This is a genomic window from Candidatus Pantoea communis (genome assembly GCF_011752685.1).
GTDB lineage: Bacteria > Pseudomonadota > Gammaproteobacteria > Enterobacterales > Enterobacteriaceae > Pantoea > Pantoea communis.
The window spans coordinates 198,082-222,191 of sequence record NZ_VWXC01000010.1; the positions used below are offsets into that span (position 1 = coordinate 198,082).

General features: G+C 53.5%; 20 protein-coding genes. All 20 read left to right on the forward strand.

Annotated features, from left to right (window positions below; all coding sequences use genetic code 11):
* Positions 1–92 precede the first annotated feature (92 nt).
* The 20 genes from rpsB (at position 93) to tilS (ending at position 24,110) form a co-directional block, all read left to right on the forward strand.
* Positions 93–812 carry a 30S ribosomal protein S2 gene (gene rpsB / locus F3J37_RS15035; RefSeq protein ID WP_034829491.1) on the forward strand — a complete coding sequence of 240 codons (720 nt, stop codon included), beginning with the start codon at positions 93–95 and terminating at the stop codon, positions 810–812.
* A gap of 181 nt (positions 813–993) precedes the next feature.
* A complete protein-coding gene (tsf, locus tag F3J37_RS15040; protein ID WP_166934125.1) occupies positions 994–1,845 on the forward strand; it encodes a translation elongation factor Ts in 852 nt (283 codons plus the stop codon).
* Between the two features lie 154 nt (positions 1,846–1,999).
* Entirely contained in the window at positions 2,000–2,725 is a 726-nt protein-coding gene (gene pyrH / locus F3J37_RS15045; protein WP_034829488.1) for a UMP kinase, read from the forward strand.
* 143 nt (positions 2,726–2,868) lie between these two features.
* Positions 2,869–3,426, forward strand: coding sequence for a ribosome recycling factor (frr, locus tag F3J37_RS15050; protein WP_034829486.1), 558 nt, complete (start codon positions 2,869–2,871; stop codon positions 3,424–3,426).
* A gap of 238 nt (positions 3,427–3,664) precedes the next feature.
* Positions 3,665–4,867, forward strand: coding sequence for a 1-deoxy-D-xylulose-5-phosphate reductoisomerase (gene ispC, locus F3J37_RS15055; RefSeq protein WP_205298953.1), 1,203 nt, complete (start codon positions 3,665–3,667; stop codon positions 4,865–4,867).
* Positions 4,868–5,033: 166 nt separating this feature from the next.
* The gene (gene ispU / locus F3J37_RS15060) at positions 5,034–5,786 is read left to right on the forward strand and encodes a (2E,6E)-farnesyl-diphosphate-specific ditrans,polycis-undecaprenyl-diphosphate synthase (protein ID WP_034829480.1); all 753 of its coding nucleotides are present in this window, start codon (positions 5,034–5,036) and stop codon (positions 5,784–5,786) included.
* Between the two features lie 18 nt (positions 5,787–5,804).
* The gene (gene cdsA, locus F3J37_RS15065) at positions 5,805–6,662 is read left to right on the forward strand and encodes a phosphatidate cytidylyltransferase (RefSeq protein ID WP_034829478.1); all 858 of its coding nucleotides are present in this window, start codon (positions 5,805–5,807) and stop codon (positions 6,660–6,662) included.
* A 12-nt stretch (positions 6,663–6,674) separates the two neighbouring features.
* A complete protein-coding gene (gene rseP, locus F3J37_RS15070; RefSeq protein WP_038648921.1) occupies positions 6,675–8,024 on the forward strand; it encodes a sigma E protease regulator RseP in 1,350 nt (449 codons plus the stop codon).
* Between the two features lie 51 nt (positions 8,025–8,075).
* A complete protein-coding gene (gene bamA, locus F3J37_RS15075) occupies positions 8,076–10,487 on the forward strand; it encodes an outer membrane protein assembly factor BamA (RefSeq protein WP_034829474.1) in 2,412 nt (803 codons plus the stop codon).
* A gap of 95 nt (positions 10,488–10,582) precedes the next feature.
* Positions 10,583–11,083 (forward strand): OmpH family outer membrane protein, encoded by a 501-nt coding sequence (locus tag F3J37_RS15080; protein WP_034829472.1) that lies wholly within the window; start codon positions 10,583–10,585, stop codon positions 11,081–11,083.
* 3 nt (positions 11,084–11,086) lie between these two features.
* A complete protein-coding gene (lpxD, locus tag F3J37_RS15085; protein WP_045813806.1) occupies positions 11,087–12,112 on the forward strand; it encodes a UDP-3-O-(3-hydroxymyristoyl)glucosamine N-acyltransferase in 1,026 nt (341 codons plus the stop codon).
* Positions 12,113–12,306: 194 nt separating this feature from the next.
* Complete coding sequence (fabZ, locus tag F3J37_RS15090) at positions 12,307–12,762, forward strand: 3-hydroxyacyl-ACP dehydratase FabZ (protein WP_013507953.1); 456 nt, start codon at positions 12,307–12,309, stop codon at positions 12,760–12,762.
* A 3-nt stretch (positions 12,763–12,765) separates the two neighbouring features.
* Positions 12,766–13,554, forward strand: a complete 789-nt coding sequence (gene lpxA / locus F3J37_RS15095; RefSeq protein WP_045832791.1) for an acyl-ACP--UDP-N-acetylglucosamine O-acyltransferase — start codon at positions 12,766–12,768, stop codon at positions 13,552–13,554.
* 3 nt (positions 13,555–13,557) lie between these two features.
* Positions 13,558–14,706: a lipid-A-disaccharide synthase gene (gene lpxB, locus F3J37_RS15100; protein WP_058962062.1), complete on the forward strand. Its 1,149-nt coding sequence runs from the start codon at positions 13,558–13,560 to the stop codon at positions 14,704–14,706.
* Positions 14,699–15,325 carry a ribonuclease HII gene (rnhB, locus tag F3J37_RS15105; RefSeq protein ID WP_034829460.1) on the forward strand — a complete coding sequence of 209 codons (627 nt, stop codon included), beginning with the start codon at positions 14,699–14,701 and terminating at the stop codon, positions 15,323–15,325. Before lpxB ends, rnhB begins: the two co-directional genes overlap by 8 nt.
* Before the next feature lie 31 nt (positions 15,326–15,356).
* On the forward strand, positions 15,357–18,839 hold the full coding sequence (dnaE, locus tag F3J37_RS15110) for a DNA polymerase III subunit alpha (protein ID WP_058962060.1): 3,483 nt from the start codon (positions 15,357–15,359) through the stop codon (positions 18,837–18,839).
* 12 nt (positions 18,840–18,851) lie between these two features.
* Positions 18,852–19,811: an acetyl-CoA carboxylase carboxyl transferase subunit alpha gene (accA, locus tag F3J37_RS15115; RefSeq protein ID WP_034829454.1), complete on the forward strand. Its 960-nt coding sequence runs from the start codon at positions 18,852–18,854 to the stop codon at positions 19,809–19,811.
* 331 nt (positions 19,812–20,142) lie between these two features.
* Positions 20,143–22,293, forward strand: a complete 2,151-nt coding sequence (locus F3J37_RS15120) for a lysine decarboxylase LdcC (protein ID WP_097118392.1) — start codon at positions 20,143–20,145, stop codon at positions 22,291–22,293.
* A 72-nt stretch (positions 22,294–22,365) separates the two neighbouring features.
* On the forward strand, positions 22,366–22,755 hold the full coding sequence (locus F3J37_RS15125; RefSeq protein WP_166934128.1) for a VOC family protein: 390 nt from the start codon (positions 22,366–22,368) through the stop codon (positions 22,753–22,755).
* A gap of 53 nt (positions 22,756–22,808) precedes the next feature.
* Entirely contained in the window at positions 22,809–24,110 is a 1,302-nt protein-coding gene (gene tilS, locus F3J37_RS15130; RefSeq protein ID WP_166934130.1) for a tRNA lysidine(34) synthetase TilS, read from the forward strand.

Consider the following 24,110-nt stretch of genomic DNA (forward strand, 5'->3'; position numbering starts at 1 on the left):
CATGTATCGACACATACGCCGGGGTGCCTTGAAAGAGGTCGGTTGTATGGGATACATGGAGGCCCAACCCCAATCATACTTTAGAGGTAATCATGGCAACTGTTTCAATGCGCGACATGCTCAAGGCTGGTGTTCACTTTGGTCACCAGACCCGTTACTGGAATCCGAAAATGAAGCCATTCATCTTCGGTGCTCGTAACAAGGTTCACATCATCAACCTTGAGAAAACTGTACCAATGTTCAACGAAGCTCTGGCTGAGTTGCAGAAGATCTCTTCACGTAAAGGCAAAATCCTTTTCGTTGGTACTAAGCGCGCTGCTGCCGAAGCGGTAAAAGAGTCAGCTCTGAGCTGCGACCAGTTCTTCGTTAACCACCGCTGGTTGGGTGGTATGCTGACCAACTGGAAAACTGTTCGTCAGTCAATCAAGCGTCTGAAAGATCTGGAAACTCAGTCTCAGGACGGTACTTTCGACAAACTGACCAAAAAAGAAGCACTGATGCGTGCTCGTGAACTGGCCAAGCTGGAAAACAGCCTGGGCGGTATCAAAGATATGGGCGGTCTGCCGGATGCACTGTTCGTTGTTGACGCTGACCACGAACACATCGCAATCAAAGAAGCAAACAACCTGGGTATCCCAGTATTTGCTATCGTTGATACCAACTCTGATCCAGATGGCGTTGATTTCGTTATCCCAGGTAACGACGATGCGATCCGTGCTGTAAGCCTGTACCTGACTGCTGTTGCTACCACCGTGCGCGAAGGCCGTTCACAGGATCTGGCTGAGCAGGCTGAAGAAGCTGCTGAAGCTTAATAAGGTTCGCTCTTTCTAAGAGCCCTTAGACATCAGATGTTATCTGTTAAGGGGGCCGCACAGGCCCCTTTTATTTATCTAAGTTTGTCACGCTTCTTTCGGGTAAGCGGGGCAGAGTAAATTTTCCGCAACAAGTTTCTGACAGTGTTAACGCACACAGAGACGAATCGAGGATTCTGGAATGGCTGAAATTACCGCTGCATTGGTAAAAGAACTGCGTGAGCGTACTGGCGCAGGCATGATGGATTGCAAAAAAGCGCTGACCGAAGCGAACGGCGACATCGAGCTGGCGATTGAGAACATGCGTAAATCTGGCGCGATCAAAGCCGCTAAGAAAGCAGGCAACGTTGCTGCTGACGGCGTGATCAAAACCAAAATCGCTGATGGTTTCGCACTGATTCTGGAAGTTAACTGCCAGACTGACTTCGTTGCTAAAGATGCTGGTTTCCAGGCTTTCGCTGACAAAGTGCTGGATGCAGCTGTTGCTGGTAAAGTGACTGATGTTGAAGCTCTGAAAGCGCAGTTCGAAGAAGAACGCGTAGCGCTGGTTGCTAAAATCGGTGAGAACATCAACATCCGTCGTGTTGCTATCCTGGAAGGTGCTCAGCTGAACAGCTACCAGCACGGCGCACGTATCGGCGTAGTGGTTTCTACCACTGGTGCTGATGAAGAGCTGAGCAAGCAAGTTGCGATGCACGTTGCGGCAAGCAAGCCAGAATTCGTTAAGCCAGAAGACGTGTCTGCTGATGTGGTTGAGAAAGAGTACCAGGTTCAGCTGGACATCGCCATGCAGTCTGGCAAGCCTAAAGAAATCGCAGAGAAAATGGTTGAAGGCCGCATGAAGAAATTCACCGGCGAAGTTTCTCTGACCGGTCAGGCTTTCGTTATCGATCCAAGCAAAACTGTTGGCCAGGCTCTGAAAGAGAAAGGCGCAGACGTTATTAACTTCATCCGCTTCGAAGTGGGCGAAGGCATCGAGAAAGTTGAAGCTGACTTCGCAGCAGAAGTTGCTGCAATGTCCAAACAGTCTTAATGCTCCGAAAGAACCGCCGGAAGGCGGTTCTTTTTTGTCTGCGTTTTGCGTGGACCACTTTTCAGTCTCATCCCAATAGCTTTTTTCGTTCGCTAAGCGGATGATCGATCAGATTTAACTTCTCATTCATCATATCTTCCAGGAAGAATTGACCATGGCGACCAACGCAAAACCTGTATATCAACGTATCCTGCTAAAACTGAGTGGCGAAGCACTGCAAGGTGCCGAAGGTTTTGGTATTGACGCGAGCGTGCTTGACCGTATGGCGCAAGAGGTGAAAGAGCTGGTTGAGCTGGGCATCCAGGTGGGTGTGGTTATTGGTGGCGGTAACCTGTTCCGTGGCGCTGGCCTGGCACAGGCAGGCATGAACCGTGTGGTCGGCGATCACATGGGTATGCTGGCAACCGTGATGAACGGTCTGGCAATGCGAGACGCATTGCACCGTGCGTATGTTAACGCGCGTCTGATGTCCGCGATTCCGCTGAATGGCGTGTGTGATAACTACAGCTGGGCAGAAGCGATCAGCCTGCTGCGCAATAACCGCGTGGTGATTTTCGCCGCCGGTACTGGCAACCCGTTCTTTACCACTGACTCCGCCGCTTGTCTGCGTGGCATCGAAATCGAAGCCGATGTGGTATTGAAAGCGACCAAAGTTGACGGTGTTTATTCAGATGATCCGGTGAAAAACCCGGACGCGACGCTGTATGAACAGCTGACCTATGGCGAAGTACTGGATAAAGAGCTGAAAGTGATGGATCTGGCGGCCTTTACATTGGCTCGCGACCATCAACTGCCGATCCGCGTCTTCAACATGAACAAGCCTGGCGCACTGCGTCGCGTAGTGATGGGTGAAAAAGAAGGCACTCTGATTACGCATTAATACCCGACGCAAGATAAAATAAGGTATATTCTGTTGGCGCGAAGCAGTGGCATCGCGCAGCTTTCAGGATGATCGATGTTTATCGATACCACTTCCGGGCTGCCCGGAGATGGCCAGGTCAAACCGAATCCAAGGGTTTTAACGTGATTAACGACATTAAAAAAGATGCCGACACGCGCATGGAAAAATGCGTGGAAGCATTCAAAAACCAAATCAGCAAAGTGCGCACCGGTCGTGCTTCGCCTTCACTGCTCGACGGCATTATGGTGCCTTACTACGGTACACCTACGCCATTGCGTCAGCTGGCTAGCGTCACGGTAGAAGATTCTCGTACGCTGAAAATCAACGTGTTTGACCGCTCACTGAGCCCGGCCGTTGAAAAAGCGATTATGGCATCTGACCTGGGTCTGAACCCAAGCTCAGCAGGTACCGATATTCGTGTGCCACTGCCAGCGCTGACCGAAGAGCGTCGTAAAGATCTGATCAAGGTCGTGCGTGGTGAAGCGGAGCAGGGGCGTGTTTCTGTTCGTAACGTGCGCCGCGATGCTAACGACAAGATCAAAGCGCTGCTGAAAGACAAAGAGATCAGCGAAGACGACGAACGTCGCTCGCAGGATGAGATCCAGAAAATGACCGATGGCTACATCAAAAATGTTGATGTCGCATTGGCCGAAAAAGAAAAGGAACTGATGGATTTCTAATTCCATCAGATTACCTATACCCAAAATAATTCAGGGTGCAGGAAGGCGGCAAGGGAATGAATCTCCAGGAGCTTACTCAGGTAAGTGACTGGGGTGAATGAGCTTAGCCAACACACTTGCAACTTAAAGTATGACGGGTATAAAACGCCGTTCAGAGACGTTGTGCGACTCTGGCGGCGTTTTACATTGTGCCTGGCGCTGTTGCAGGCACGATCCACGACGTCACAGGGATAGCATGATGAAGCGATTAACTCTGCTGGGTTCCACCGGCTCGATTGGTACCAGCACACTGGCAGTCATCGCAGGCAATCCAGACTTGTACCAGGTCACCGCGTTGGTGGCGGGTCAAAACGTAGCGCTGATGGCTGAACAGTGTCAGCAATTTACCCCACGCTATGCGGCGATGTCTGATGAAGCCTCCGCACAAGCGCTGCGTGAGCGACTGAGAGCATTGAATCTTCCTACCGAAGTGCTCTCCGGCGTTCAGGCGGCTTGCGAGCTGGCGGCACTCGATGAAGTGGATCAGGTGATGGCGGCTATTGTTGGCGCTTCCGGGCTGCAACCCACACTTGCCGCAATTCGTGCTGGCAAAACCGTTTTACTCGCGAATAAAGAGTCACTTGTCACGTGCGGCCGCCTGTTTATGGAGGCCGTGCGTCATCACAAGGCACAGCTGTTGCCGGTCGACAGCGAGCACAACGCCATTTTTCAGAGTTTACCCGCTTCCATACAGCATCAGTTGGGGTACGCTGATCTGCGAGAGAATGGCATTGATTCTATTCTCCTTACGGGATCGGGTGGTCCTTTTCGTGACACGCCATTAGCGGATTTGGCCGCTATGTCGCCAGATCAAGCGTGCGCACATCCGAACTGGTCAATGGGGCGAAAAATCTCCGTTGATTCGGCCACCATGATGAATAAAGGTCTTGAATACATTGAAGCCCGCTGGCTATTTAATGCCACTGACGCACAGATGGAAGTCATCCTGCATCCGCAGTCGGTGATTCACTCCATGGTGCGTTACTGCGATGGCAGTGTGCTGGCGCAGCTAGGGTCGCCTGATATGCGAACCCCTATCGCGCACAGCATGGCATGGCCAGCACGTATTTCGGCCGGTGTAACGCCACTCGATTTCACGCGAATGAAGTCACTGACGTTTGCTGAGCCGGACTATGAGCGCTATCCCTGCCTGAAGCTGGCAATCGATGCTTGCTCAACAGGGCAGGCCGCCACCACCACGCTGAATGCGGCAAACGAAGTGGCCGTTGCGGCATTTCTGCAGCATCAGATTCGCTTTACCGACATCGCCGCCATCAACAGCGAAGTGCTGGCGTCCCTGATATGCCAGGAGCCGGGCAGCATTGAGGATGTGATGGAGATCGATCGGTTAGCGCGTATCTGTGCCACAGAATTGCTACCACGCTTTCGTTTAGCAGGTTGATACTTCCCGCTATTTGTTCGCTCAGGGTGAAAATGGTATAGTCGCTCGCTCGCGTTTTTCGGCCCGACATTGTTTCGATGTCATCTGGTAGCGATGCCGGGGTTTGCCGCAGGCGCAATGTATTCAGAAACCACAGCATTTCTGATGAAAGGAATTATTACGCGTTATGTCGTCCAACAATCACAACACAATCGATGACGAGTCGTACTGCACGCCACGTCACGTGGCCATCATTATGGATGGTAATGGTCGCTGGGCAAAAAATCAGGGCAAACTGCGTATTTCAGGCCACAAAGCCGGGGTAAAATCAGTACGCCGGGCCGTCAGCTTTGCGGTCAGCCATAAACTGGAAGCGCTCACGCTCTATGCGTTCAGCAGTGAAAACTGGAGCCGACCGGTTCAGGAAGTGACGGCCTTAATGGAATTGTTTGTCTGGGCGCTCGACAGCGAAGTCAAAAGCCTGCACAAGCATAACGTGCGTCTGCGCGTGATTGGCGATATCAGTCGTTTCAATAATCGTATTCAGGAACGCATTCGTCGCGCCGAGGAACTGACTCAGCAAAATAATGGACTCACCCTCAACATTGCTGCCAACTATGGCGGCCGTTGGGATATTATCCAGGGTGCCAGAAAACTGGCTGAACAGGTTCAGGAAGGTTTATTACGTCCTGACCAGATAACCGAAGAAAGTCTGGCTCCCTATCTGTGTATGCAGGAGCTGGCGCCGGTGGATTTAGTGATAAGGACCGGGGGAGAGCATCGGATTAGCAACTTCCTGCTGTGGCAGATTGCCTATGCTGAGTTTTGGTTTACCGATGTTCTTTGGCCTGATTTTGATGAACACGTTTTTGAAGGTGCACTGAATGCATTCTCTTCGCGGGAGCGACGCTTTGGCGGCGCGGCACCAGGCGGCGCCTGAGCAATCTGGGGGTAACCTTTGCTGAAGTCTCGTCTGATCACCGCGTTTATTCTGATTCCGCTGGTGATCGCTGCTCTGTTTTGGTTACCGCTGTCCGGATTTGCGATTACCACTATCATCATCTGTATGCTTGCCGCCTGGGAATGGGGGCAGCTGGCGGGTATGAAGACACGTCAGCAGCGTATCTGGCTCGCCGTGTTATGCGGTTTATTGCTCTCAGTGATGCTGTTCACCCTGCAACCCTATCAACGCAATCTGCACCAGTTCCAGATGGAGGGCTCACTTTGGGCCGCGCTGGGATGGTGGATTGTCGCCCTGTTTCTCGTGCTGTTTTATCCTGCCTCTGCGGCGTTGTGGCGCACTTCGCGCCCGCTGCGCGTGTTATTCGGCATCCTGACCGTGATTCCCTTCTTCTGGGGCATGATGGCGCTGCGCCAGTATCATTACGATACCGATCACTTTGCGGGAGCATGGTGGTTGCTGTTTGTGATGCTGCTGGTCTGGGGCGCAGATTCTGGCGCTTATATGTTTGGCCGTTTGTTTGGTAAACATAAGCTGGCGCCAAAAGTGTCACCGGGTAAAACCTGGGAAGGCTTCTTTGGCGGCCTGCTGTCATCCGCGATTATCGCCTGGCTGTTTGCGCTGCTGGCTCCGCTTTCTGTGGCGCCGGGTACACTGATTATCTGTGCCGTTATTGCTACGCTGGCTTCGGTTCTGGGGGATCTGACCGAGAGCATGTTCAAACGTGAAGCGGGCATCAAAGACAGCGGTAACTTGATTCCGGGTCACGGTGGTATCCTCGATCGTATCGACAGCCTGACCGCTGCGGTGCCGGTTTTTGCCTGCCTGCTGCTGCTGGTGTTCCGCACCCTCTGAGGATTAGCGACAATGTTGAGCATACTCTGGAGTTTTGTCGCCTTTATCGTGGCACTTGGCGTTCTGATCACCGTGCACGAATTCGGCCACTTTTGGGTCGCCCGCCGCTGCGGTGTCAAAGTCGAACGTTTCTCGATTGGCTTTGGCAAAGCGTTGTGGCGTCGTAGCGACCGTCAGGGCACGGAATACGTCATTGCCCTGATCCCGCTCGGCGGCTACGTCAAAATGCTCGACGAACGCGTAGAGAGCGTTCCCGCTGAACTCCGCCATCAGGCCTTCAACAATAAAACTGTGCTGCAGCGTGCTTCGATCATTGCGGCCGGCCCCATTGCTAACTTTATCTTTGCCGTCTTCGCTTATTGGGTCGTCTTTATCCACGGCGTACCCGGTGTGCGTCCGGTTGTTGGCGAAATTCTGAACGGTTCCGTCGCAGCTGAAGCGCAAATTACCTCCGGTATGGAACTTAAAGCGGTAGATGGTATCGAAACGCCTGATTGGGATGCAGTGCGCATGGCGCTGATCGGAAAAATCGGCGACAGCAGTACCACGCTTACCGTCTCGCAATTCGGTGAAGATGCCACGCAGCAGAAGCAGGTCGATTTGCGCGAATGGCAGTTCGAACCGGATAAACAGGACCCGGTTGTGGCATTAGGGATTCGTCCTCGTGGGCCACAAATCGAAACGACCTTAGCTGAAGTGCAGGCAAATTCGCCGGCCAGCGCTGCCGGTTTGCAAGCAGGCGACAGGATCGTTAAAGTCGATGGTCAGCCGTTAACACAATGGCAGGCTTTTGCGGCGCAGGTGCGCGATAATCCGCGCAAAAACATGGCGCTGGATGTGGAACGTAACGGCGAACTCGTGGCGTTGACGTTAACGCCAGAAGCGAAACCGGGCAATGAAGCGGAAGGCTTTGCGGGAGTGATTCCGCGCGTCATTCCGCTGCCGGATGAGTATAAAACGGTTAGGCAGTATGGGCCCTTTGCCGCTATCGGTGAAGCCAGTGTCAAAACCTGGCAACTGATGAAGTTAACGGTCTCAATGCTGGGCAAGTTGATTACCGGGGATGTGAAGCTGAATAATCTGAGCGGGCCAATTTCGATTGCGCAAGGTGCAGGGTTATCAGCGGAATACGGGGTGATTTATTATCTGATGTTCCTGGCGCTGATCAGCGTCAATCTGGGGATCATCAACCTGTTCCCTCTGCCGGTATTAGATGGTGGACATCTGCTCTTTCTGGCGATCGAAAAGATCAAAGGTGGACCGGTGTCCGAGCGAGTTCAGGACTTCAGTTATCGCATTGGCTCAATTCTGCTGGTGTTATTAATGGGGCTTGCACTTTTCAATGATTTCTCACGTCTGTAATAGCTGGACTGCGGACAGGCGCGGGATGTGTTAGGAAAACGCATAACAACGATGGCGATGAAAAAGTTGCTCATAGCGTCGCTGCTGTTTAGCAGCGCCACCGTTTACGGTGCAGACGATTTCGTAGTGAAGGACATTCATTTCGAAGGTCTCCAGCGAGTCGCCGTCGGCGCGGCTCTGCTCAGCATGCCCGTACGTGTCGGTGATACCATTTCTGACGATGACGTCAGAAACACCATTCGCTCTCTGTTCGCCACCGGCAACTTTGAAGATGTTCAGGTTCTGCGTGATGGAACAACCCTGATTGTTCAGGTGAAAGAGCGTCCGACCATTGCCAGCATCACTTTCTCCGGCAACAAAGCGGTGAAAGAAGATCAGCTGAAGCAGAACCTTGAAGCTTCTGGTGTGCGCGTCGGTGAAGCACTCGACCGCACCACGCTTTCTTCGATTGAGAAGGGCCTGGAAGACTTCTACTACAGCGTCGGTAAATACACCGCCAGCGTGAAAGCGATTGCGACACCGCTGCCCCGTAACCGCGTGGATCTGAAATTCGTCTTCCAGGAAGGCGTGTCAGCTCAGATTCAGCAGATCAACATCGTTGGCAACAAAGCCTTTAGCTCTGACGAATTGATCTCGCGCTTCTCACTGCGTGATGAAGTGCCATGGTGGAACGTGGTTGGCGATCGTAAATACCAGAAACAAAAGCTGGCCGGGGATCTTGAGACCCTGCGAAGCTTCTATCTGGATCGCGGTTATGCGCGCTTCAACATCGATTCCACTCAGGTGAGCCTGACGCCAGATAAAAAAGGCATCTACATCACTGTGAACATCAACGAAGGCGATCAGTATAAGATTGCCGGCGTGATCGTGAACGGCAGCATGGCGGGCCACTCTGCGGAAATCGAAAAGATGACGCGTATTCCATCGGGTGAGCTGTACAACGGCACCAAAGTCACCCAGATGGAAGACGACATCAAAAAACTGCTGGGTCGTTATGGCTATGCCTATCCGCGTGTGGTGACACAGCCGGAAATTAACGATGCAGACAAAACCGTTAAACTGCATATCAATGTGGATGCCGGTAACCGTTATTACGTGCGTAAAGTGCGCTTCGAAGGTAACGATACGTCGAAAGATTCCGTGCTGCGCCGTGAGATGCGTCAGATGGAAGGCGCATGGTTGGGCAGCGACCTGGTTGATCAGGGTAAAGAGCGTCTGAACCGTACCGGTTACTTTGAAACCGTTGATGTGGACACCCAGCGCGTGCCAGGTTCTCCGGACCAGGTCGATGTCGTCTACAAGGTGAAAGAGCGTAACACCGGTACCTTCAACTTTGGTGTCGGCTACGGTACTGAAAGTGGCGTCAGCTTCCAGGTGGGTGTGACCCAGGACAACTGGCTCGGTACCGGTAATACCGTTGGCATCAGCGGTACCAAAAACGATTACCAGACCTACGCTGAATTCTCACTGACCGATCCGTACTTTACCGTCGACGGCGTGAGCTTGGGTGGTCGTTTATTCTATAACGACTTTAAAGCGAATGATGCTGACCTGTCTGACTATACCAACAGAAGTTATGGTGTGGACGGCACGTTAGGCTTCCCGGTGAATGAGAACAACACGCTGCGTGTGGGCCTGGGTTACGTGCATAACGACCTGTCCAACATGCAACCGCAGATTGCGATGTGGCGATATCTTGACTCGGTCGGCCGCCATCAGGAGTTGAATGATAAAGGTGATTTCTCTGCAGATGATTTCACCTTCAACTACGGTTGGACATACAACACGCTGGACCGTGGTTTCTTCCCGACCAGGGGTAACCGTACCAATCTGAACGGCAAAGTGACTATTCCAGGTTCCGATAACGCCTTCTACAAAGCGACGTTGGATTCTCAGCAATACGTGCCACTGAACCGTGATGGCACCTGGGTGGTACTGGGTCGTGGCCGTGTCGGATATGGTGACGGGCTCGGTGGAAAAGAGATGCCGTTCTATGAGAACTTCTACGGCGGTGGTTCAAGTACGGTTCGTGGCTTCCAGTCCAATACCATTGGTCCGAAAGCGGCTTACCTGAACGATCACTCCTCCACCTGTAACCTGACGGATGCCAATGGCGTCTGTAAGTCAGATGATGCGGTGGGTGGTAACGCGATGGCCATTGCCAGCCTTGAGCTGATCACGCCAACGCCGTTCCTGAGCGAGAAATACGCTAACTCAGTTCGTACATCGGTGTTCATGGATGCCGGTACTGTCTGGGATACCAAATGGCAGAACACCGCAGAAACCCGTGCGGCGGGCATTCCGGACTACAGCGATCCGAATAACATTCGTGTCTCTGCCGGTATTGCGCTGCAATGGATGTCGCCATTAGGTCCGCTGGTATTCTCATATGCTCAGCCGATGAAGAAAGTCGAGGGAGACAAGTCAGAGCAGTTCCAGTTTAACATTGGTAAAACCTGGTAAGGCTCTGAACAAGGAAGTGAAAATACCGTCTTGCATCCGTGTCGCGCTCTGTCGTGACACGCTGCAAACACACACGTTGAGGTAAGGAGTTTATAGTGAAAAAGTTGTTCTGTGCTGCTGCTCTGGGTGTTGCTTTAGCTGCTTCTGCGGGTGCCCAGGCGGCCGATAAAATCGCCGTCGTGAACCTGAGCCAGGTATTCCAGCAGTCTCCGCAGCGTGCCGCTGTTGCTAAACAGCTTGAGGGCGAGTTCTCAAGCCGTGCTTCTGACCTCCAGGCGCAGCAGCAGAAAATCCAGGGTGAAATCCAGGATCTGCAGCGCAATGCGTCAACCATGAAGGCCAGCGACCGCACCAAGAAAGAGAAGCAAATTGCTTCTGAGCGTGCTGCTTTTGAACAGAAAGCGCAGGCTTTCGACAAAGACAACCAGACTCGTCAGATGCAGGAGCGTAACAAGCTGCTGGCTAAAATCCAGACCGCTGTTCAGTCTGTAGCGAAAAGCGATGGTTACGATCTGGTGCTGGATTCTCAGGCCGTTCTGTACTCCTCTGCTGATGCTAAAGACATTACTGCTGACGTTGTAAAACAGGTTAAATAATCGATGTCATCAATTCGACTGGCTGATTTAGCCCAGCAGTTGGATGCAGAATTGCACGGAGATGGCGATATCGCCATCTCCGGCATTGCTTCTATGCAATCCGCCACCACTGGTCAAATCACTTTTCTTGCAAACAGCCGCTACCGCGAGCAGCTCGCTCATATCCAGGCTTCAGCCGTGGTGCTGACGGAAGCGGATCTGGAGTGGTGTAAAACCGCTGCCCTGGTGGTGAAAAATCCTTACCTAACGTACGCTCGCATGGCACAACTGCTGGACACAACGCCGCAGCCCGCGCAGAATATCGCGCCCAGTGCGGTGATCGATCCGACAGCGACGCTGGGTAAGAACGTTTCGGTGGGCGCGAATGCGGTGATCGAGTCTGGCGTTGAGCTGGGCGACGACGTCGTGATTGGCGCAGGATGTTTTGTCGGTAAGCAGACGCGTATCGGTCGCGGCTCACGTTTGTGGGCTAACGTGACGATTTACCATGAGATCGAGATTGGTCAGGATTGTCTGATTCAGTCGGGTACCGTGATCGGTGCCGATGGTTTCGGGTATGCTAACGACCGTGGCAATTGGGTGAAAATTCCACAGCTGGGAACCGTGGTAATTGGTGATCGCGTTGAAATTGGTGCTTGTACCACTATCGATCGCGGTGCACTGGATAACACTCTGATCGGCAATGGTGTTATCATAGACAACCAGTGTCAGATTGCGCACAACGTTGTGATTGGAGATAACACGGCCGTTGCGGGCGGTGTGATCATGGCGGGTAGTCTGAAGATTGGACGTTATTGTATGATTGGCGGCGCCAGCGTCATTAACGGCCATATGGAAATCTGTGACAAAGTGACCGTAACGGGCATGGGCATGGTAATGCGCCCGATCACAGAGCCTGGGGTATACTCATCGGGTATCCCACTGCAACCCAACAAAACCTGGCGTAAAACGGCAGCGCTGGTGATGAATATCGATGAAATAAGCAAACGCTTAAAAGCCATCGAACGTAAGGTCGGCAAAGACGACTAAACGCATCGCTTGCTACCCGCTTTCATAATAAAGCAGCGTGCCTTTTTACAACTTCGGCTTAACCCGAAAGCGTTAGAAGGTCTCTCAGGAAAGCGTTACGCCACCGAACTGATTTGCGGCCTGCGGAGGATCATTTTGATCTGTGCAGGCCGTGTTATTATTGCCATCAGATTTTTTAGGACAGGAAGAGTATTTTGACAACTGAAACGCATACTCTGAAAATCGAAGAGATTTTAGAACTGCTGCCGCACCGCTATCCGTTCTTGCTGGTTGACCGCGTGCTGGAATTTGAAGAGCATAAATATCTGCGTGCGGTGAAGAACGTTTCTGTTAATGAACCGTTTTTCCAGGGACACTTCCCTGGTAAGCCGATTTTCCCAGGCGTTCTGATTCTGGAAGCAATGGCGCAGGCAACCGGTATTCTGGCGTTCAAAAGCGTTGGAAAACTGGAACCCGGCGAGCTGTATTACTTCGCCGGTATCGACGAAGCCCGCTTCAAACGTCCAGTGGTACCGGGCGATCAGATGATCATGGAAGTGACCTTCGAGAAAACTCGTCGTGGTCTGACGCGCTTCAAAGGCGTGGCAACTGTAGACGGCAAGATTGTCTGTGAAGCGACCATGATGTGTGCCCGTAGCCGGGAGGCATAATTAGTGATTGATTCAACCGCCAATATTCATCCCAGTTCCGTTATTGAAGAAGGTGCCGTCATCGGCGCCAATGTTCACATCGGCCCGTTCTGCTTTGTCGGCGCTAACGTGGAAATTGGTGAAGGTACGGTGCTCAAATCGCACGTGGTGGTGAACGGCCACACGCGTATCGGCAAAGACAATCAGATCTATCAGTTTGCTTCGATTGGTGAAGTGAACCAGGACCTGAAATATGCCGGTGAACCGACCCGTGTTGAAATCGGCGATCGCAACCGCATCCGCGAGAGCGTCACCATTCACCGTGGTACGACGCAGGGTGGCAACCTCACCAAAATTGGCAGTGATAACCTGCTGATGGTCAATGCGCATATCGCGCATGATTGCGTCATTGGTAACCGTTGCATCTTTGCCAACAACGCCACGCTGGGTGGCCATGTCACCGTGGATGATTTCGCGATTATCGGCGGGATGACGGCAGTCCACCAGTGGTGCACCATTGGTGCACACGTGATGGTTGGCGGTTGTTCAGGCGTCGCGCAGGATGTCCCACCGTACGTTATTGCGCAGGGCAACCACGCGACACCGTTCGGTATCAACATCGAAGGCCTCAAACGTCGTGGCTTTAGCAAAGAAGCACTGCACGCGATTCGCAATGCGTACAAACTGCTGTATCGCAGTGGTAAAACGCTGGATGAAGTGAAACCAGAGATTGAAGAGCTGGCAAAACAACACAGCGAAGTGCAGCCTTTCTATGACTTCTTTGCCCGTTCGACGCGTGGATTGATTCGTTAATCCATGTCAGTGCGTCCCTTAACGATTGCCCTGGTCGCCGGAGAAACCTCCGGCGATATTCTTGGTGCAGGTCTTATCCGTGCGCTCAAAGCGCGTCATCCTGATGCCCGCTTTGTCGGCGTTGCCGGTCCGCTGATGCAGGCCGAAGGCTGTGAAGTCTGGTATGAGATGGAAGAGCTGGCGGTGATGGGCATTGTTGAAGTGCTCGGCCGCTTGCGCCGCTTGCTGAAAATTCGCAAGGATTTAACGCAGCGCTTCACCGAACTCAAGCCGGATGTGTTTGTTGGCATCGATGCGCCAGATTTCAATATCACATTGGAAGGCAGCCTGAAGCGCGCAGGAATTCGCACCATTCATTACGTCAGTCCTTCCGTGTGGGCATGGCGACAAAAACGCGTGTTCAAAATTGGCCGCAATACCAACCTGGTACTGGCGTTTCTGCCGTTTGAAAAAGCGTTTTACGATCGATTCAACGTACCTTGCCGCTTTATTGGCCATACCATGGCCGATGCCATGCCGCTGCAGCCAGACAAATCTGCGGCGAGACGTGAGTTAGGCATCGCGGAGGATGCGATCTGTCTGGGCTTGCTGCCGGGTAGCCGTGGTGCAGAAGTGGAAATGCTGAGTGCGGATTTCCTGCGTGCGGCGCAGTTATTGCGTCAGCGTTATCCCGCGCTGGAAATCGTGGTGCCGCTGGTCAATGCCAAACGCCGCGAACAGTTTGAACAGATTAAAGCTGAAGTGGCACCCGAGCTACCGATGCATTTGCTGGATGGCAAAGGCCGTCAGGCGATGATCGCCAGCGATGCGGCGATTCTCGCATCCGGCACTGCTGCGCTGGAGTGCATGCTGGCGAAGTGTCCGATGGTGGTCGGTTACCGCATGAAACCCTTTACCTTCTGGCTGGCGAAGCGTTTGGTGAAAACGCCTTACGTTTCACTGCCCAATCTGCTGGCGGGTCGGGAGTTGGTCAAAGAGCTGTTGCAGGAAGAGTGCCAGCCAGAGGCACTGGCGGCTGCGCTGGAACCTCTGTTGCATGCCGGACCAGAGCGCGATGACCTGCTGAACACCTTCAACGAGTTGCATCAACAGATTCGCTGGAATGCTGATGAGCAAGCCGCGGACGCCGTACTGGAGATTGCCAATGACTGAGTTTATCTACCCAAACGCACAGCGCATTGCTGGCGTGGATGAAGTGGGGCGAGGTCCGCTGGTAGGCGCCGTTGTCACTGCAGCAGTCATCCTCGACCCCGCGAATCCGATTAAAGGGCTGGCCGACTCAAAGAAGCTTTCCGAAAAGCGTCGGCTGGCGCTGTATGATGAGATCAAAGAGAAAGCGCTAGCCTGGAGCCTCGGCCGTGCGGAGCCTGAAGAGATCGACCAACTCAACATTCTGCACGCCACTATGCTGGCGATGCAGCGTGCGGTAGCGGGTCTGCCTGTTACGCCTGATTTTGTGTTGATCGATGGCAACCGTTGTCCGGCATTGCCCATGCCATCGCAGGCGGTGGTGAAGGGCGATAGCCTGGTACAAGAGATCAGTGCAGCCTCGATCATCGCGAAAGTCACGCGTGATCGTGAAATGGCCGAGCTGGATCTGTTGTTCCCGGAATATGGATTTGCCCAGCACAAAGGTTACCCAACTGCGTTGCATATGGAAAAATTGACGCAGTTTGGTGCCACGCCACATCATCGCCGCAGCTTTGCACCGGTGCGAAATGCCCTGATTGATGCTGATGTGCTGGCCGCGCGTCAGCCGACTGCGCTTTAATAGCCTGACGCTGTTTTAATCGGAAACTGATATGGCTGAACCTCGTTTTATACATCTGCGCGTACACAGCGACTATTCGATGGTCGATGGCCTGGCGAAAACTAAGCCATTGGTCAAGAAGGCGGCTGCGCTGGGTATGCCGGCGATTGCGATTACCGATTACATCAACCTTTGCGGGTTGGTGCGTTTTTACGGCAGTGCGCACGATGCAGGCATCAAACCGATTATTGGTGCGGATTTCCACGTCGCCAGCGAGTTGATGGGCGATGAGCTGACACAACTCACGGTCCTTGCCGCCAACAACACCGGTTATCAGAACCTTACGTTGTTAATTTCGCGTGCCTATCAGCGTGGATATGGCATTGCCGGACCGATTATTGACCGTGACTGGCTGGTCGAACTGGGTGAAGGCATCATTCTGCTCTCCGGTGGACGCAAGGGCGATGTTGGCCGCAGTCTACTGCGCGGCAACAGTGCGCTGGTGTCGCAGTGCCTCAGTTTCTATCAGGAACATTTCCCCAATCGTTATTACCTCGAGCTGACGCGTACTGGACGCGCCGATGAAGAGGCTTATCTGCATGCCGCCGTTGAGTTAGCGATTGCCGAAGGTGTGCCGGTGGTGGCCACCAACGAAGTCTGTTTCCTCAACGAAGAAGATTTTGACGCCCATGAAATTCGCGTGGCGATTCATGATGGCTTCACGCTGGACGATCCAAAACGCCCACGTCATTACAGTCCTCAGCAATATATGCGCAGCGAAGAGGAGATGTGCGAGCTGTTCTCGGACATCCCGGAAGCGCTGGAAAACAGCGTAGAGATTGCTAAGCGTTGTAACGTCACGGTACGCCTGGGTGAATACTTCCTGCCGCAATTCCCCACCGGGGAAATGACGACTGAAGATTTCCTCGTCATGAAGTCTCGTGAAGGGCTGGAAGAGCGTCTGGAATTCCTGTTCCCGGATGACAAGGTGCGTGCAGAGAAGCGGCCAGAATATGATGAACGTCTTGAGATTGAACTCAACGTTATCAATCAGATGGGCTTCCCTGGCTACTTCCTGATCGTCATGGAGTTTATCCAGTGGTCGAAGGATAACGGTATCCCGGTTGGGCCGGGCCGTGGCTCGGGTGCTGGTTCTCTGGTCGCGTATGCGCTGAAAATCACTGACCTCGACCCGCTGGAATTTGACCTGCTGTTCGAACGCTTCCTGAACCCGGAACGTGTCTCCATGCCCGACTTCGACGTCGATTTCTGCATGGAGAAGCGTGATCAGGTGATCGATCATGTCGCCGAGATGTATGGGCGCGAAGCGGTTTCGCAGATCATCACTTTCGGTACCATGGCGGCGAAAGCGGTTATCCGCGACGTAGGACGTGTGCTGGGGCATCCGTATGGCTTTGTGGATCGCATCTCCAAATTGATCCCGCCGGATCCCGGCATGACGCTGGAAAAAGCCTTTGAAGCGGAACCGCAGCTGCCGGAAATCTATGAGGCAGATGAAGAGGTCAAAGCGCTGATCGATATGGCGCGCAAGTTGGAAGGTGTCACACGTAACGCCGGTAAACACGCTGGTGGGGTGGTTATCGCACCGACCAAAATCACTGATTTTGCGCCGCTTTACTGTGATGAGAATGGCCAATTCCCGGTAACCCAGTTTGATAAAAATGATGTGGAATACGCCGGCCTGGTGAAGTTTGACTTCCTCGGCTTGCGCACGCTGACCATCATTGACTGGGCGCTGAAGATGATTAACCCGCGCCGCGCCAAAGAAGGGTTGGAGCCGATTGATATCGCCGCCATCCCGCTGGATGACAAGAAAAGCTTCGATATGCTGCAACGCTCGGAAACCACAGCGGTTTTCCAGCTTGAATCACGCGGCATGAAAGATCTGATCAAGCGTCTGAAGCCGGACTGCTTTGAAGATATGATTGCACTGGTGGCACTGTTCCGCCCGGGACCGCTGCAATCGGGCATGGTTGATAACTTCATTGACCGTAAGCACGGCCGTGAAGAAATTTCGTACCCGGATATTCAGTGGCAGCACGAAACCCTGAAGCCGGTGCTGGAACCCACCTACGGCATCATCCTGTATCAGGAGCAGGTGATGCAGATCGCTCAGGTGCTGTCGGGTTATACCCTGGGTGGCGCGGATATGCTGCGCCGTGCAATGGGTAAAAAGAAACCCGAAGAGATGGCCAAACAACGTTCGGTGTTCCAGGACGGTGCAGAAAGCATGGGTGTTGACGGTGAACTCTCGATGAAGATCTTCGATCTGGTAGAGAAGTTTGCGGGTTATGGCTTTAACAAGTCGCACTCGGCAGCCTATGCTTTAGTGTCTTACCAGACGCTGTGGCTGAAAGCGCACTACCCGGCAGAATTTATGGCAGCGGTAATGACCGCCGATATGGACAACACCGAGAAGGTCGTTGGCCTGGTGGATGAGTGCTGGCGCATGGGCCTGAAAGTGCTGCCGCCCGATATCAATTCTGGCTTGTATCCGTTCCATGTGAATGATGAAGGCGAAATCGTCTATGGTATCGGCGCCATTAAAGGCGTGGGTGAGGGGCCGATTGAAGCCATCATCGAAGCACGTAATGAAGGCGGCTACTTCAAAGAGTTGTTTGATCTCTGCGCTCGCACCGATACGAAAAAGATTAACCGTCGTGTGATGGAAAAGCTGATCATGTCGGGAGCTTTTGATCGCCTCGGTCCGCATCGTGCTGCCTTGATGAGCGCGCTCAGCGATGCATTGAAAGCTGCGGATCAGCACGCAAAAGCGGAAGCGACCGGACAAGCAGATATGTTTGGCGTGCTGGCCGAAGAGCCTGAACAGGTGGAGAAGTCATACACCAACATCACGCCATGGCCGGAACAGATTCAACTGGACGGTGAGCGTGAGACGCTGGGTTTGTATCTCACCGGCCACCCAATTAATCAGTATCTTAAAGAAATTGATCGCTACGTTGGTGGCATGCGCCTGAAGGACATGCATCCGACGGATCGTGGTAAAGTAACCATCGCGGCGGGGCTGGTGATTGCCGCTCGCGTGATGGTCACGAAACGCGGCAACCGAATTGGTATTTGTACTCTCGACGATCGCTCTGGTCGTCTGGAAGTGATGTTATTTACCGATGCGTTAGATAAATACCAGCAGTTGCTGGAGAAAGACCGTATCCTGATCGTCAGTGGACAGGTCAGCTTTGATGACTTTAGCGGTGGCCTTAAAATGACCGCTCGAGAAGTGATGGACATCGACGAAGCGCGGGAAAAATACGCGCGCGGACTTGCTATCTCGCTGACGGACAGGCAAATTGATGACCAGCTTTTAAACCGTCTCCGCCAGTCTCTGGAGCCTCATCGCTCCGGGACCATTCCGGTGCATCTCTATTATCAGAGAGCAGATGCGCGGGCGAAGCTGCGCTTTGGTGCAGCGTGGCGTATTTCGCCCAGCGATCGTTTACTCAACGATTTGCGGTCGTTAGTAGGATCGGAGCAGGTGGAACTGGAGTTTGACTAAAACAGGAACATTATGAGTCTTAATTACCTGGATTTTGAACAGCCAATCGCAGAACTGGAAGCGAAAATCGACTCGCTGAAGTCAATTGGCCGTTCGGATGAGAAACACGATATTAATCTGGATGAAGAAGTGCAGCGTCTGCGCGAAAAAAGCGTTGAGCTGACCCGTAAAATCTTCTCCGATTTAGGTGCATGGCAGGTTGCGCAGCTCGCGCGTCACCCGCTGCGCCCTTACACGCTGGACTATGTCCGCAACGCGTTTGATGATTTCGATGAGTTGGCTGGCGACCGCGCTTATGCCGATGACAAAGCGATTGTCGGCGGTATTGCCCGTCTGGATGGTCGTCCGGTGATGGTGATTGGCCATCAGAAAGGTCGTGAAACCAAAGAGAAAATCCGTCGTAACTTCGGTATGCCAGCACCAGAAGGCTATCGTAAAGCGCTGCGACTGATGGAAATGGCTGAACGCTTCAAAATGCCACTGATCACCTTCATCGACACCCCGGGTGCATACCCTGGTGTGGGCGCCGAAGAGCGTGGACAATCAGAAGCCATCGCACGCAACCTGCGTGAAATGTCAGGTCTGAAAATTCCGGTCATCTGTACCGTGATTGGCGAAGGCGGTTCCGGTGGTGCGCTGGCAATTGGCGTGGGCGACAAAGTGAACATGCTGCAGTACAGCACCTACTCGGTGATTTCACCGGAAGGCTGTGCTTCTATTCTGTGGAAAAGCGCTGATAAAGCGCCTTTGGCGGCTGAAGCGATGGGCATTACCGCCGATCGTCTGAAAGAGCTGAAGCTGATCGATTCGATCATCCCTGAACCATTGGGCGGCGCGCATCGTCAACCAGTGGATATGGCGGCAAGCTTGAAAAAGCAACTGCTGGCGGATCTGGCGGATCTCGACGTGCTGAGCACGGAAGAGCTGCTCAACCGTCGTTATCAGCGCCTGATGAGCTACGGCTACGCGTAAGCCAGCCTATGCATGTAGAGAAGCGGACTCCGGTCCGCTTTTTTTATGCCCGCTGATTACCGAGCGAGATCGTTCAGACGGCTATGAATTGGGCAGCCATGAAGCTCTAACCGGCCAGAGAAGGCCAGCCCGAAGAGCAAAGCGTCCGGGCCATGGACGGCCCGGCCGATCTGCATGGATGCGTTGTTCCTTTGCGATCGGGCTGGCCTTTTCTGGCCCTCGCACCCAATTGACAGCAATCCCCCCTAAACAACAACACCGCATTCCAGAACATTCACCTCTCACTTTTCGCTATCCTTATTCAGTGCCATAACACCACAGGAGGTGAGCATTGAATATTATCGCGATCATGGGACCGCACGGCGCGTTCTACAAAGATGAACCGATTCGTGAACTGGACGCAGCCCTCAAGCTGCAAGGGTTCCAGACCGTCTATCCCAACAATGCCAGCGACCTGCTGAAACTGATAGAACACAACCCGCGTATCTGCGGCGTGGTTTTTGACTGGGACGATTACAGTCTGGCGCTGTGCAGCGACATCAACCAGCTCAACGAATATCTGCCGCTGTATGCCTTTATCAACACTCATTCGCAGATGGATGTCAGCATTAACGAAATGCGCATGGCGCTGCAATTCTTTGAGTACGCGCTCAATGCCGCTGACGACATCGCATTGCACATTCGGCAGTACACCGATGAGTACATCGATAAAATCATGCCGCCGCTCACCAAGGCGCTGTTCACCTATGTGAAAGAGGGCAAATACACCTTCTGTACGCCGGGCCACATGGGCGGCACCGCCTTCCAGAAAAGCCCGGTGGGCAGCCTGTTCTATGACTTCTTCGGGGCGAACACGCTCAAGGCGGATGTCTCCATCTCCGTCACCGAACTGGGGTCTCTGCTCGATCACACCGGCCCGCACCTCGAAGCAGAAGAGTATGTGGCGCGTACTTTTGGCGCTGAACAGAGCTATATGGTGACCAATGGCACCTCAACCTCGAACAAAATTGTTGGGATGTACGCTGCACCCGCAGGAAGTACGGTGCTGATTGACCGTAACTGCCACAAATCACTCACCCATCTGCTGATGATGAGCGACATCATCCCGATTTGGCTCAAGCCGACGCGTAATGCGCTGGGCATTTTAGGGGGGATCCCGCAGCGGGAATTCACACGCGACAGCATTCAGCAGAAAGTTAATCAGACACCACGCGCCAGTTGGCCGGTGCATGCCGTCATCACCAATTCCACTTACGATGGCCTGTTGTATAACACCCAGTACATCAAAGAGACGCTGGATGTGCCGTCGATTCATTTCGATTCGGCTTGGGTGCCGTATACCAACTTTCATCCCATCTACAGCGGCAAAAGTGGTATGAGCGGGGAGCGTATTCCCGGCAAAGTGATTTATGAAACGCAGTCGACGCACAAACTGCTGGCGGCGTTTTCGCAGGCCTCGCTGATTCACATCAAAGGTGATTACGACCACGACACCTTTAATGAAGCCTACATGATGCACACCACCACATCGCCGAGTTACGCGATTGTCTCATCGATTGAAACGGCGGCGGCGATGCTGCGCGGTAATCCGGGAAAGCGATTGATCAATCGCTCAGTTGAGCGCGCTTTGCACTTCCGTCGTGAGATTCAGCGACTGCGTGAAGAGTGCGATGGCTGGTTCTTCGACATCTGGCAGCCTGAGCAGATCGATGAAGCTGAGTGCTGGCCGATCCAGCCAGGCGAAGAGGACTGGCATGGATTCACCCATGCCGATCGTGATCACATGTACCTCGATCCGATCAAAGTCACCATCCTGACGCCCGGAATGAGTGAATTGGGGAAAATGGCGGATGAAGGCATTCCTGCGGCGCTGGTGGCGAAGTTCCTCGATCAGCGCGGCGTGGTGGTAGAGAAGACCGGGCCGTACAATTTGCTGTTCCTGTTCAGTATCGGCATCGATAAAACCAAAGCCATGAGCGTGCTGCGTGGTCTGACTGAATTCAAACGCGCCTACGATCTTAATCTGCGTGTGAAAAACATGCTGCCGGATCTCTACGCGGAAGACCCCGACTTCTATCGCAATATGCGTATCCAGACATTGGCGCAGGGCATTCATAATCTGATTCGACAACACGATCTGCCACGCCTGATGCTTAAGGCTTTCGACGTTTTACCTGAGTCAAAAATGACGCCGCATCAGGCCTTCCAGCGCCAGGTGCAGGGGCAAGTCGAAACCGTCGATATCCGTGAGTTAGTGGGCCGGGTCTCTGCCAACATGATTCTGCCTTATCCGCCGGGCGTGCCGTTGGTGATGCCAGGCGAGATGATCACGGAGGAGAGTCGCGCGGTGCTCGATTTTCTGCTGATGCTCTGCACGATTGGACGGCACTATCCTGGATTTGAAACCGATATCCATGGTGCAACGCTCACCGACGATGGGCGCTATCTGGTGCGCGTGCTCCGTGAGGAAAACAGCCGTTAACTTCGGACAATTGCCTCTTTTCAGCGCGCTACCGAGCACGTAGGCTTAGCGGCTGATTCTTTAGGAGCCGCTATGCTGCAGATAAAACAGATCCACCACATTGCCATTATTGCCACCGATTATCAGCGCAGTAAGGCGTTTTACTGTGACGTGTTAGGTTTTGATTTGCTGGGTGAGTATTACCGCGCCGAGCGTGATTCGTGGAAAGGGGATCTGGGACTGAACGGGGTTTATACCATCGAACTGTTCTCGTTCCCCTCGCCGCCGCCGCGCGTCAGTGGGCCGGAAGCCTGCGGTCTGCGTCATCTGGCGTTTTGTGTTGATGATGTTGAACAGTCGATTGCCGCTTTGGCAGAGAAAGGCGTGGTATGTGAACCGATTCGCATTGATGCGCTAACCGGCAAAGCCTGTACTTTCTTTCCGGATCCAGACGGTTTGCCGCTGGAGCTGTATCAAGCGTAAACTAGCCACCGCTGCGGGCCGCAATCAGGCGGTTCGCGTTGACGGATTACGCTATGTCCTTTTCTCATCTTGCCTCGCTGCTGACACCCGACGCCCGCTGTGTGCTGGCGTTCAGTGGCGGGCTGGATTCCACCGTCTTGCTGCATCAACTGGTGAGCTGGCAACGCCTGCAGCCGCATCTGCGCGTGCGCGCGTTACACGTCCATCACGGGCTAAGCCCGAATGCCGACAGCTGGGCGACGCATTGTCTGCAAATCTGTCAGCAGTGGCAGATTCCTTGCGAAGTGTTGCGCGTTCAGGTGGATAGTCGTGTAAAGGGCATTGAGGCGGCGGCCCGGGAAGCACGCTATCAGGCGCTGTTTCAACAGCTGCAACCCGGTGAGCACTTACTTACGGCTCAGCACCTTGATGATCAGTGTGAAACGCTATTGTTAGCGTTAAAACGAGGCAGTGGTCCAGCAGGATTGGCGGCGATGCCCATCCGGCGCCAGGTGGGAAAACATTTGCACCTGCGCCCGTTGCTGGATCTCAGTCGCCAGCAACTCGAAGCCTATGCGGCGGAACACCGCTTACGCTGGATTGAGGATGAAAGTAACGCCGACAGCCGCTATGACCGTAATTTTCTTCGTCAGGACATTCTGCCGTTGCTGCAGACGCGCTGGCCACATTTTAGCGCCGCCAGCGCCCGCAGTGCCGCGCTGTGTGGTGAGCAGGAGCAATTGCTGGATGAACTGCTGGCAGAACAGTTGGACCAGCTCACTGATGAACAGGGCACACTGCATTTTCCGCCATTGCTGACGATGAGCGAAGCGCGGCGCCATGCGCTTTTGCGTCGCTGGATTGCACAGCAGGGCGGCGCGATGCCTTCACGTGATGCCTTAAAACGTATCACCGATGAAGTGATGTGTAGCCGTGAAGATGCCAATCCCAGCCTGAGTTTTGCTGCCTTTACACTCCGCCGTTATCGACAGCGGCTGTATTGGCTTAACGCGCATGCGTCGCTGAGTCAGCACTCGCTAACCTGGCATGATCGTGAACAACTGCTGCGGCTGCCCGAGAATTTAGGCGTATTACAGGCAAACCCGGCGATCGCCACCTTGCGTCATCCCACGGAGGACGAATCGATCAACGTTCGTTTTCAGGCCAGCGGCTATTATCATCTGCTGGGCCGCGCCGGAGGCCGCGAGATAAAAAAATTATGGCAGGAATTAGGTGTGCCACCCTGGCAGCGGGAGCGTATCCCCTTGATTTACTACAACCAGACGCTGATCTGTGCACCGGGAATCTTTGTCACCCACGAAGGTGCGGCCAGTCATGAGCAAGGCTGGCAAGCGATCTGGTTACAACAACAATAA